The 11,573-nt window shown below is 38.9% G+C and carries 9 protein-coding genes and 2 tRNA genes; 8 read left to right on the forward strand and 3 right to left on the reverse strand.

The window, feature by feature from the left end:
* Nucleotides 1-342: 342 nt before the first annotated feature.
* The 4 genes from PARA125_RS06680 to PARA125_RS09990 all read left to right on the forward strand — a co-directional run bounded on the left by PARA125_RS06680 (nt 343) and on the right by PARA125_RS09990 (nt 5,956).
* On the forward strand, nt 343-837 hold the full coding sequence (locus tag PARA125_RS06680; protein ID WP_213158023.1) for a DUF2267 domain-containing protein: 495 nt from the start codon (nt 343-345) through the stop codon (nt 835-837).
* Nucleotides 838-1,411: 574 nt separating this feature from the next.
* Nucleotides 1,412-2,230, forward strand: coding sequence for a hypothetical protein (locus tag PARA125_RS06685; protein WP_213158024.1), 819 nt, complete (start codon nt 1,412-1,414; stop codon nt 2,228-2,230).
* A 495-nt stretch (nt 2,231-2,725) separates the two neighbouring features.
* Nucleotides 2,726-5,512: a HEAT repeat domain-containing protein gene (locus tag PARA125_RS06690; RefSeq protein WP_213158026.1), complete on the forward strand. Its 2,787-nt coding sequence runs from the start codon at nt 2,726-2,728 to the stop codon at nt 5,510-5,512.
* Between the two features lie 321 nt (nt 5,513-5,833).
* Nucleotides 5,834-5,956 (forward strand): hypothetical protein, encoded by a 123-nt coding sequence (locus tag PARA125_RS09990; protein WP_283248338.1) that lies wholly within the window; start codon nt 5,834-5,836, stop codon nt 5,954-5,956.
* Nucleotides 5,957-6,442: 486 nt separating this feature from the next.
* Here PARA125_RS09990 and PARA125_RS06695 read toward each other — a convergent pair whose 3' ends face one another.
* Nucleotides 6,443-7,852 carry a hypothetical protein gene (locus PARA125_RS06695; protein ID WP_213158028.1) on the reverse strand — a complete coding sequence of 470 codons (1,410 nt, stop codon included), beginning with the start codon at nt 7,850-7,852 and terminating at the stop codon, nt 6,443-6,445.
* Between the two features lie 1,090 nt (nt 7,853-8,942).
* Between PARA125_RS06695 and PARA125_RS06700 the strand changes: the two genes are divergently transcribed.
* From PARA125_RS06700 to PARA125_RS06710, 4 genes are all read left to right on the forward strand, one after another.
* Complete coding sequence (locus PARA125_RS06700; protein WP_213158030.1) at nt 8,943-9,443, forward strand: SRPBCC family protein; 501 nt, start codon at nt 8,943-8,945, stop codon at nt 9,441-9,443.
* Between the two features lie 177 nt (nt 9,444-9,620).
* Nucleotides 9,621-9,746, forward strand: a complete 126-nt coding sequence (locus PARA125_RS09995; RefSeq protein WP_283248339.1) for a hypothetical protein — start codon at nt 9,621-9,623, stop codon at nt 9,744-9,746.
* Nucleotides 9,747-10,038: 292 nt separating this feature from the next.
* Nucleotides 10,039-10,500, forward strand: coding sequence for a helix-turn-helix domain-containing protein (locus PARA125_RS06705; protein ID WP_213158032.1), 462 nt, complete (start codon nt 10,039-10,041; stop codon nt 10,498-10,500).
* A complete protein-coding gene (locus tag PARA125_RS06710; RefSeq protein WP_213158033.1) occupies nt 10,500-10,817 on the forward strand; it encodes an ankyrin repeat domain-containing protein in 318 nt (105 codons plus the stop codon). Before PARA125_RS06705 ends, PARA125_RS06710 begins: the two co-directional genes overlap by 1 nt.
* A gap of 556 nt (nt 10,818-11,373) precedes the next feature.
* Here the strand turns inward: PARA125_RS06710 and PARA125_RS06715 are convergent.
* Nucleotides 11,374-11,455: transfer RNA gene (locus tag PARA125_RS06715), tRNA-Tyr, on the reverse strand.
* Between the two features lie 7 nt (nt 11,456-11,462).
* Nucleotides 11,463-11,535, reverse strand: a tRNA-Thr gene (locus PARA125_RS06720).
* Between the last annotated feature and the right edge of the window lie 38 nt (nt 11,536-11,573).

Here is an 11,573-nt window from a genome sequence, read left to right on the forward strand (position 1 = left end):
TATAGAGGCTAATCACCCCTTGGCTAGCCAAGAAGGAGGCTTCCTTTAATTCCCATTTTGCATTGCCTATTCTTATTTTCCTTTTATGGGAAGATACTGTAAATTCATCCTATTTTCGTCATTCTCATTAAAGCGCACCTACCCAATTTAATAACCTCATAATTAAGATTAAAACCCCATTAATTGTTTGCCTATAAATGACAATATAAATAAAAGTAAAATAGTCCAACTAACAAAATTGCGGTAGCTTCAATTAATTCTATTATTTTCTTTACCCTTTCTTATAAGAATAATTCTTAACGAGAGAGTAAGGGATAGTCACACTGTTAAAGGAGGTTATATATGGCAGTCCATGTGTTTGAGACAACTGCTCAAAAAACTTATGAATGGCTAAAAGATCTAATGAAACAACTTGGATGGAATAATGAAGAAAGAGCTTATCTAGCTTTAAAAGGCACATTGCAAGCTTTAAGAGATCGTCTACCCGTGAATGTATCTGCAAAATTAAGCGCCCAATTGCCTATGCTAGTCAGAGGATTTTATTACGAAGGATGGAAACCAGCCATTACTCCTGTTAAAGTAAAAACATCTCAAGAATTCTTAGATTTTGTGGCGGCTCATTTTAACAATACCACCTTGGCAGAAGATAACGTGGAAGAGATTGTACGATCCGTTTTTCAATTAATTTCCAATCATGTTTCTGCTGGAGAAGTGAATCATCTTAGACAAGCCTTACCTCTCCCCATTGCAGAGTTTTGGCCTTCTTCTGACCATCGCGAAACCCAAGAAATGGGAAGAAGTGAAACAAAGCAAGTATATAGGCAGCAAGAGTCCTGATTTTGAAGTAACATGCCTATGCCAAAAGAGCAGATGTCTGACGGCTGGGGTTTTAATAGAAGGGTGAAGGAGCGCCTCTTAAAAGGTATGAGTAATCAGAGGAAGGCATTCCTAAGGCATAGAAAACGGACTTCCTCTCTTGGCTCTTTTTTAACTTGGATTATGGGATGTTTGTTTGGATTTACTATAAGAACATGAATGGAAGTGAAATATCCCTCAAAGAAGAATCCGTACGAAAATCCTTTCACATTGGAAGGGATGCAAACAATGAATAGAAAAACAAAGACTATTCTCAGAATAGGTTTTGATCGTTTTGTCTTTTTAAATTATTTTTGATATTATCGAATAGAGGACTGTCTACTCGAAATTGGCCTAAGCTAGCTCCTTGCTCAATCGCATCCCAATCTTCCTCATGAAACTTACAGCTCCTAACTTATAGTCCATAGTATATGTCCTCACAATCCTCGCTAAATGATTAAAAAGCTCAAAAGTAGCACTGATTTAAAATTTACTTTTTTGCAATTATTTTTTTACTAACAAAAATAAGGTAAATAATAAAAAAAGAGGTGGATAGATGAATAATTTAGGGCCAAGTGTATTAGATTTTTTTGATGTATGGGAAGACATAAATGTTATCTATAAGTCACCCAAGATCACTGATATAAAAGATGCAAAATACGTTTTAATTGGTGAAGATCATTTAAACAGCCTTGCCCGAGCAGAACATTCGAAAATAATTGATCAAAATGTTGTGCCTGGAAGTATATTGCTTGTAGAGGGTTTCTCAGCCTTAATGGAAGTAAACGGAAAAAACCGAGAGAGTGCCTTACGCATGTATCAGATATCTGAATATGCTCAAAAAATGTTAACTGTTATTGGATGGGATCGATTTAATCATATAGCAAAACCAAGAAAGCATGTTTATGTATGCGATTATAATAAAGATTCTGGATATTCATCTGTTTCTTTGGATCCTGAAATATTGACTTTAGCAGATAAATTATCCCTATTAAAAGAAGCGAAATCTTATAAAAATGTTGAGTCCGAGGAATTTAAGAATTTAGAGGAGGTTATGAATTCAAGGGAAGAGGTCCTACAGGAAGCAAGGGAAAAATATGACGAAGAGATTGCTGAAACGTTTCCTATTAGAACCTCTGCTATGACTCATACGCTTAAAATGATAGAAAAGCAAAGATTACAAGGGAAAATAAAGGGCAAAGTTTTTCTTATTGCTGGGCGATCGCATGTACAAGAAAAAAAAACAATTAACGATCGAAGGTTCTCCCTTAATTCTTTATATGGTGAACTTCAATGCATTCCCGCGGTTGTTTTAGCAAGTAAAACTATTGATCGACCAAGAAGTGATTTAGAGAAACTCCTCGACAGGGGCTGAAAGTTCTCAGAGTATGTCATTTTTGTTGAGTAATTGAAATTTCAGTCATTTTATTCTCCATTTTGAGAACCACAATAACTTTTTATCTCTTTCAGAACAACCAGCACCTTAGCTGGTTGCTTAACTTGTCACAAAAACAAAGCAAAAATTTTAGTTAACTGTCAATTATCAGAAAGGACGATTACAAATTGACCGCAATCTTTAAGCAAACCTCCCTTTGATGAAGATTAAAATGTATCCTTTCTTACGCTTATCTCCATGAAGATTTAAAGTATGCGGCCCCTCTTGCAAAAATATCCTCCAAATAGATGGATTAGCTTTAAAATTTTTGGTTGGAGAAGTTTAAGCATTTGCTCTATAAATGTTTTAGAGATAAAAATTTAAATTTTACACTTCCCGAGGAAATAAAAATTAAAAAATAGGTAAAAAAAATACAAGTAATGGAATCTCTCTGTAGGTTTTCGAAAAAATCAATTTTTAAAGTCAAAATTTATTATGAAACTTCTCCTATTTATTTGTGTGCTGCTTGCAGCTGCATTTTTAATAACGTTTCAATTTTCCTCTTATAGTAAATCTCGTGAATCCTCTGCAGAAAGGACAGAAATGATCGATCATTTCCTTCAAAAGATCCCCTCTCTTCCTAGATATGTAGAGGGAGGTTATTCTCCACTAGGACGCTCTCCTGTGATCGATGTACTCTTAGCTGATCCTCTTTATATGCCAAAATATGCGGACGCGGTGTCAAAATTGATTAAAAACCATTCCCAGTTCAACCATGTTTTCTCATTGGGAACTTCCCTATTACTGGCCGGCGGAATTCCCATAACGCAGGTTAGTAGAGAAAAGATCCTCGCATTTCCCCGTAAAGTACCCGATCAATTTTTGCAAGCATTCCCCTCTTCTACTGCTCGGAAAATTTATGGCTACTGGGTAGCTTTTATGCACATCCAGCAAGAAGTGGAAACAATCTTAAACGTGCTCTCCGAAGAGGAAAAAAGCTGGATAAAAGAAAATTACAATAGATTTTTTTTTGGAAGCCAGGAAGAGGAGGCCGATTATGACTTTTTCACAACGGAGAGCCCTTATCCTTTAAAATTTTTTAATTTAGCTGCGCGAATAGACCTGGCAAAACTAGCGGATTGCGCAAGAAAATTAAGCCTGATCGCTGAGGATTTCTATCAATGTCGAGAAGAGTTCTCGCACGTTATTTTAGAAGAGGATTTTATCTGGGAAGAGAGCAATTTAAAGCTCTTTATTTCTCAAAAAAGTTATGCAACGCATAATGAAAACGCCGATTTTTTTATCGACCTAGGTGGATATAACACTCTACACACAAATGCTGGGGGCACGGCAGGAGCGCGTTTACTAGCCTTGCACATCGATTTGAAAGGTCATAACACTTATCATGGCCAAAATTTTGTGCAAGGAAGCGGCTTTCTTGGGATAGGCATGCTTGTAAGCTGTGCTGGAAATAACGTCTACCACGCGAAGTCCTATTCTCAAGGGTGCGGATTTTTTGGGGTGGGCTTTTTGGTGAATTTAGCTGGTAATAATCGCTTTGTATTGAATTTTGGCGGGCAATCATTTGCTTTATTTGGCTCTTCGATATTGTGGAATAAAGAAGGGGAAAATGAGTATCTCGCAAACCAAGGAATGGCTCAAGCAGCTTCAAGCACCTTAGGAGTGGCATTCCTTATCGATAATCAAGGAGGCAGCTCTTATACTGCAGGAGTTTCGGGCAAAAGGGGAACAACACGCTATGGGGGAATCGGTCAAGGAGGATCCTCAGGAGTAAGAGCTGATCCATGGCTGAGCAATCCCAGCTTTTATGGAGGGTTATCTTTTTTATACCTCGGAGGAGGCTTTAATAAACTTAAGACAGTTTGGCTTGGACAAGGCTCGGCCTATTTTCTAGGGGCGGGAATAGTAGTGGTAGAAGGCTCTCACAATATTTTTGAAGCTGATTATGACGCTCAAGGCCAAGGGCTTCATTTAGCTGCAGGACTGGTACTGAAAAAAGGAGAGCATGACATATTTAAAGGAGGCTGGGGATCTTTAGGAGTAAGTGGAGACCGTTCAATAGGGATGTTGATTAGTATAGGAGGAAATAATCGCTATGAAGGGACTAACCAAAGTATGGGATCCTCAAGAAAGCCTAAATCTGTAGGGGTTTTTATTCAACTGGGCGGCCAAAACACCTACTCCTTCCAAAAACTCAGCAACGCCAGCCTCCAATTTCCTCAATCCCCTAAAGAGTGGTCAAGTGCCCTTTTTTTAGAAGTTGGCAGAGATAGCTCCTATCCGGCCAACGTAGATGAATTCACAAGAGGAAATGATAAGCAATGGGGAATTGAAAATCACAGCCTAGGTATCTCTATCCCCTCTTTAAATGAACACTCCACAGAAGCCCTTTTTGCTAAATTTCACGATTTCCCCCAAACCTCTTTCCTATTTGATCCTATCCATGGATGGCTGAGCAATACCTCTTATCAACCGCTCATTTACAAGCCAGAAGAGGCTCAAGATTTAGCTCAAGAAATTTTAAGGGCAAACTACGATAGAAGACGCCAAATTTATGAAACTCTCGATCTTATGCGCTTTAATGATCGAACAATCGAATACGATCTTTCCTATCTGCTACAAGATCCTGTCAATATCGCAGAAGATGCTTTTAATTATGCGGTCCTATGGGCCCTTCGAAATAAAGATAAAGCCGATCTTAAAGAGATTAAAAAGGCTTTAAATTCAGAGAGCTTCACTTCCGAATACTCCAGAAAAATGGCTGTTTCGCTTGTCGGAACCTTTTGGACTCCCGACGCTACTCCTCTTTTGGCGTCTATCATGCTCAACGATCAGTCAGAAGAAATTCGCTATTATGCGGCTCTCTCTCTGGCCCTCCATTTATCTGCAGATTCAATAGGCATCTTAGAACAAGGTGTAAAAAGCGATTCCGAACTGGTTCGATATGCGATCGCTAAAGGATTGCAAGAAAGCCCCAATTCTTCTGCCTTAAGATTGGCTACTTCTTTATTCCATGATGACAGTTTTTATGTGCGTAGAGCAGCTGGCTTAACAGCCATTTCTCTGGGCGATAAAAAAGGGGTGTCTGTTGTCTTAGCAACGCTTCAATATGAAACTCTAGATACGGAAGACAACTATGGAAATAACATTTACAAACAGCTATCTACCTACTTAGGGGCCGATTTTGGACTCGACAAGCAGGCATGGATCAATTGGTGGAACCAAGTAAAAGAGGATTTTCAACTCCCCCTTCACCAATAAAAGATTTTACAAAAAAATAAGTGAGATTTACCAATAAATTTTTTTATTCAAAGGCTTATTCATTTCAACTTGATTTCTTGCATGCTTGGTGTACACAGCCGTTTGTGGCAATCCTTTTTAGGACAGCAATACGCTCACGCACCATCCTCATTAAATTAAGCGCTAAGCCTTTCTATCCGGGGTTTTATTTTTATATAGCCTAGCGAGTAAAATTACTCTACAGGCAGCTTTCAGGCATTTCAGCCCACTTCGGGAGCGCCCCTCGATAAAAATGCCTTTTATAAGGTTGCAGGGCCATCTTTTTTCTTCGAGAGAAAATTTATGGATAAAGATAAAAAAATGCTTTTAGAATATGCTGAAGATATTCAAATTGTGGAAGAAAAATACCCTGACCTACGTATCCCATTAGCCGAGAATATTAAAATTAACGGTTTAGGTAAATGAATAAAAGGTGTCGAGCAGATTTGACTACCCTAAAACGCGACATGCAACCTTGGAATTAAAATGGCTATAGGGATTTTCTCCATCTAAAAAAGGGAAAAAATTCTCTTCACCTTTCTGGACCTGGAACTACTTCCTCTGTGTGAATCCATGCCCTCCGCAGCCCCTTTGAAATTCTAAGGAGGGTATGCTAGAGATTTCTAGAGATATGAAAGACGGCTACCGAAGCAAAGCAAAAACCTAGGGCTTAGCTATAAAAATTTCATAGGTAAAGTCTCCTCCTTTTAACTCGCAAATCTGGGATAGAAAAGCTCCTCCTAAAATTTTTGCTCGTCTTGCATTCCTATTTGATGCATCGGGAGATTTGCCCCCACATATACGTCCTAAAAAAGCCTTCGGAACGAAAACTATCCAAAAAAACTCCAGCTATTTTTCACAACTTAGTACAAAATTTTTCGATAAAATTATCCAATGAGAAACAGAAGCTTATCACCTGATCTCTAACCTTTGATCCTCTCTGTCATTGTTTTGGCGAAATATTTCTCCTTTCGGATAAACGATGTAGGTAATAGATTGTGAGTTCAGAAAGGATAAATATTCTTTGGAAATAAATTCATTTTCGAGCGATCCAGTAAACAGAAGATCACACTTTTTATTTTGCTGATCGTGAAAACTGATTTCAACATATGTAGCCGGAAAAAGAACTTGCATCATTGCTTGGAAATGCGGAGCCCCATCTTCGCCTCTACGTTTAAGGCATGTAAGCGAAATTTTGCGATAAGGCCTAGAGGATTTTTCTACTGCAAAGGCTAGAGCCAAAATCAATGAATGTGATGCTCCTGCAAACTGGAGACTCGGAAGTCCTACTGTAAGTTCCTCTTTTTGTGGAAGTTGTTGAGTTAGGTCGCTAGCTAAACTATGAACAACCGAACGACGAGGGCTAAGTTCAATTGTAGCCATTTGTGGGCCAGAAAGAGTATCTTCTTTGCTAAAGCCTAACCCTAAAAATCCACTTACACTCAGACGACGATAAGCTTTCATGAGGTCTCCCGTGCAAGTGAGACGCTTATTGAAATCAAAAGTAAATAGAGAATCATAATCAACAGCAAGCACCGCAGAGTATCCGATTTTTTCTGCTGGTACTTCATCAATGTTTTTATAGGCTTGAATTTCGATTGAGGCTTCAGGATACTTGGCGAAAAATTTTCGGATCCTTTCAACTCGACCAGCATCGATGCCTATGGGATCAACACAGTCAATCGCGATCTTTTTGAACCCTTCCAGGACGAGCTTTTCTAAGGTAAGGAAGTCGGACATGAGTCCGCCGCTTCCCATACTGAGTAATTGAATGGGCTGACTTTTATCGAGCCGGCTATCGGCTAGGCGCTGAACAATGGCGTTTTCCAGATTATTTCTTCGAGGAGAATGGAAGCGATGAAACTCTCTTGTCTCCATGCAGGAGCATTCATATAAATTAAGTGGTGTAAATACGAGCACTCCGAAGCGTCGAGTGAGATCTAATACAAAACGGGCGGTTGAATGAACGTGCTCGAACATCTCGAATAGCTTGGGATGACAAGTTGGATTTTGGGAAATTTTCTGAACGCAAAAAGCCCTATAACTTTGTTCTTTCAAGCAAATAAGCTTTACAAGAAACCCTACCGCTGCAAGAGGTAGCTGGATGAAGGCTAATACCTTACGGGCGCCTCTCAGCACTCGATTCGATGAAAGAGGACCTACTTGTTGTTCGCCAACCTGCATCAAATTATTTTGAAGAACGAAGACTCGTTTGCCACCAAAAAGTACTCTAGCAGGAGTTAGGAGCAAATCTCCTGTCCTTTCAAAGGCCGAGGGGGTATCCACTCGGGACGCAAGAAGAAAATTTGTAACTGGCTGCATGTTAAACCTCCTTGTAGTCAAATACTTTGAATAGATAAACAGCAATGACAAAGTTTTTATTTTTCAAAAAACCGCTTTGATATTATTTTGATATTAATTTGTTATTAAACCTTAATAATTTATTCATTAATTTTATTCAATCTTGTTCGGGAAAGGTTAGAATTAGATCGAATTGGAAAATTTTTTGAGAGCGTAAGCGATAGGGCGTATTCTCAAGCTTTAATTTAAGCCAAAAAGGTTTAAAAGATGTAAGTAAACTTCTTGCCAAGCATCTACAAAGGGTAGAGTTGCCTTTTTCTCGGAAGTGGCTAGCAGGCTTTGCGAGTTTTATGGAGTTCATCCAGACAAATCCCCTCTTAACCTAGATTCTCGAGACGGTAAAAAAAAGAAAGAGATGAAGCATACGAACCTTTAATTTGCCATTTAAAAGTTCTGTTTGAAGAGAGCAGAAAATGCTTCGAAGAAATGTAAATGGCGGTAGGGACTAAGAACGATGTAAGCTCCAAATTCCCAGACTTTTGAAATTCAAGTTTAATTCAAAAAAAACTCTAATTATTTTTTTTAAATTAGAGTCGCTCTATTATGAATTTTTTAAGGATTATGTCTCTCTTTTACAAACCCTTGCACGAGATGACGCAAATGTCTTCATTTTCGAATCTTGCACCTTAAGCTGTATCAAATTGCAAGAACAGTCCGCCTAAATATTGATCCTTCTTTTTTTACGTCCCTTCTGAACTGCAAACAAGCTAGTGAAATTCTTTCAGCTCAACGCGCTACCTCCCTTTGGAGCCGCTCGCGCTAGAAAAATCTTCGAAAGTTCTGAAGCGGAAGAAAAACGTCCATTGTTGAATTTCGTATTTCCGAATTTAAAATTAGAGGGGAAACTTTACTCATACAGGCCTATGAGCGGTTTGCTATTATAGTGAATTATAAGGAGCGTCCAAAAGAGTGGGGGCGATTGGACGGTTTCAGAACTTTTCGATGGGAAAATTTCTCTATGTCCAATACACTCATTTCAAAAATTCGACCTAGGAATGTGATTCATGTCTAATGGAGAAATAATCTTTTACACTACAGAAGAAGGAAAAAAATGGAAAATAAAGACTTTGTAATAGAAAGAACGTTTAATGCTTCTCGTGAGCTGTTATTTAAGGTTTGGACCGAGCAAAAACATATCGAAAAATGGTTTGCTCCAAAGGGTCTGACAGTTCAGTACTTAAAGTTTGAACTGAAGCCAAACGGTGTCGCGCATTATTACATGTCATCACCTGATGGACACAAAATGTATGGCAAAGTTGTTTATAAAGAAATCTCACCGACAACAAAAATAACTTACCTCCAACACTTCTCAGATGAAAAAGGCGGTATTACTTCTCATCCCATGAGTTCTACGTGGCCAAAATCAATCCTCACAACCGTTCTTTTTAACGAGGAAAGTGAAAATAAAACCAAGATTACTCTAACCTGGACTCCAGTCGACGCATCAAAAGAAGAAATGGAAGTTTTCGTCAAAGCAATAGCGGGAATGACTCAAGGGTGGAATGGAACATTTGAATCTCTTGACGGCTATTTGAACGAACATAGTTTTTGATTGTCATACAATTTTCGTCTACTAATCTCTTCATATTGGAGCCCAGCGAATAACCCCATACGAATTAAGCTAAGGAATTAAGATTTTTAAAATAAAATTTTATAGTTTTTTTTTAAGAAATGAGAGCAAAAAAAATTCCCCATCGAGACCCTACTAGAGGCCAAGGTGGAGAATAAGATGCAAGAACTAATGTTTATTGGTGGTGGTATTGCAAATGACTGGAAAGACCCGCAAGAAGAGGTTTCTTTTTATAAAGGTTATGGAAATACTGGTATTAATATTTCAATCTTAGCTTATTTATAGGCACGAAAGAATAGTAGAAGATATTGCTGAGTATGAATAAGCTCTACTTCTGGCAATCTTTGACAATATCCATAAAAATAGATCAGAAATGTACAAACAATTTATCAGTATGTTTGATTCCCAAGGGGTAGTAGATATAGCCTTTAAAACTGATTGGTTATACCTATAGGCTTAAAATAGACAAATAAATGCATTTAAGGCATAAATTTTTTCTATTTTTATGCCACGGGGGCATAACTTTCGTTGATTTATATTTTATATGTGCTATATTCAGATTCCATGAGGTGAATTTATGAAATCCTATTCCCCTTCAGAAAGAGTTCTTATTGAAGAAGTAATGGAGGCATCGCAAAAAATAAAGACAACCATGAGGGGTCTTTCTATTGGAGCTTTGATTAGAGTGATACGCATGCAGCTTGGAATGTCTCAAAAAAATTTAGCCAAACGCGCAGGAGTTCCTCAATCCACCATATCACGCCTTGAACAAGGACAGCGTGACACAAATCTATCAACCCTAAATAAAATCGTTGGAGCAATTTCATGTGATTTAGTCGTTGTGCCCTTACTTCATGATTCAATTGACACCATTCGCCGCAAACAAGCGCGAAAAGCTGCCGAAAAACGATTAAAGTATCTTAAGGGGACGATGAACTTAGAGAACCAACAACCTGACTCTCGGTTCATGAAAGAACTGGTCAAACAAGAAGAAGATCGCCTCTTGCATGAGCCAAATACCAAACTATGGGAAGAGTAATGGCCAAACACTTTGATTTCCCCGAAGGCGCAACACCGATTGATGATTGCAGCGGCCTCATTCCATCATGGGTTCATAATCTCAATGATCTCAATCGCATAGAATCGGTCAAAGCAAGCTTGGATGAAATCGTTAAGATTCTAATTGCTGCAGGAGCTGAAGTCGATACCAAGGATCGAAGCGGTCTTACCCCTTTTCAAGTGGCTGTTCTTCAGGGAAACAAATTGCTTGCCGATTTTCTTCTATCGCAAGGAGCTAGGCAATGCCCCCCTCCTGGATCCGTTTTTGCAAAATATTGTCGTTTGTATCCTGACTGAAGTCGAAAAAGTATGAAAGATGTAAGCGAAATTTTGTAAGAAAGTCTATATACGTGGGGAACCATTGGTTGAGTCGCTATCTCAGTATTTTGTCCATATTGCCTTAAGTGAAGAGCAAATTGCTGAGGTGACAAGCTATCTCAAGAAGATCCACGAATCAGAAAGCCTTTTCCATGCTGAAAGCTTGACAGCTCTGCGAAAAGAGCAAGATCGCATCCAAAAACGAATTCACCAGATGTACGATGATAAGCTGGATGGTCTTATTGACGAGAGGATGTATCTCGATAAGGTTAGGGACTACAAAGCTCGCCAGGCAGAAATCATCGATCAGATGGCAAGACATGAAAAAGCTGACCACAATTTCTACGTAACGGCCAATATGGTCATGAACTTGGCCGCTCGCGCTAGAGAGATCTTTGAGGGTTCTGAAGTGGAAGAAAAACGTCAACTTTTGAATTTTGTATTTCAAAATCGGAAATTGGACGGCAAAAGCCTGTCTATACAAGCGTGTGAACCATTTACTACTCTAGAGAACTATAAGAAACGTCCAAAAGAATGGGGGCGGCTGGACTCGAACCAGCGAAGCCCGAAGGCGAGGGAGTTACAGTCCCTTGCAATTGCCGCTATGCGACACCCCCAATAAGATGCTGGCAGTAGGAATTGAACCCACAACCGTCCGATTACAAGTCGGGTGCTCTACCAATTGAGCTATGCCAGCGATGTGAATGCTAAATTCTAGCAAAAGGGCCTTTTTCT

The sequence above is a fragment of the Parachlamydia sp. AcF125 genome, assembly GCF_018342475.1.
Classification (GTDB): Bacteria; Chlamydiota; Chlamydiia; order Chlamydiales; family Parachlamydiaceae; genus Parachlamydia.

What these genes read in the sequence shown, in the direction of transcription:
- PARA125_RS06680 (WP_213158023.1), top strand. Translation starts at nt 343, where the DNA reads ATGGCAGTCCATGTGTTTGAGACAACTGCTCAAAAAACTTATGAATGG.
- PARA125_RS06685 (WP_213158024.1), top strand. Translation starts at nt 1,412, where the DNA reads ATGAATAATTTAGGGCCAAGTGTATTAGATTTTTTTGATGTATGGGAA.
- PARA125_RS06690 (WP_213158026.1), top strand. Translation starts at nt 2,726, where the DNA reads ATGAAACTTCTCCTATTTATTTGTGTGCTGCTTGCAGCTGCATTTTTA.
- PARA125_RS09990 (WP_283248338.1), top strand. Translation starts at nt 5,834, where the DNA reads ATGGATAAAGATAAAAAAATGCTTTTAGAATATGCTGAAGATATTCAA.
- PARA125_RS06695 (WP_213158028.1), bottom strand. Translation starts at nt 7,852, where the DNA reads ATGCAGCCAGTTACAAATTTTCTTCTTGCGTCCCGAGTGGATACCCCC.
- PARA125_RS06700 (WP_213158030.1), top strand. Translation starts at nt 8,943, where the DNA reads ATGGAAAATAAAGACTTTGTAATAGAAAGAACGTTTAATGCTTCTCGT.
- PARA125_RS09995 (WP_283248339.1), top strand. Translation starts at nt 9,621, where the DNA reads ATGCAAGAACTAATGTTTATTGGTGGTGGTATTGCAAATGACTGGAAA.
- PARA125_RS06705 (WP_213158032.1), top strand. Translation starts at nt 10,039, where the DNA reads ATGAAATCCTATTCCCCTTCAGAAAGAGTTCTTATTGAAGAAGTAATG.
- PARA125_RS06710 (WP_213158033.1), top strand. Translation starts at nt 10,500, where the DNA reads ATGGCCAAACACTTTGATTTCCCCGAAGGCGCAACACCGATTGATGAT.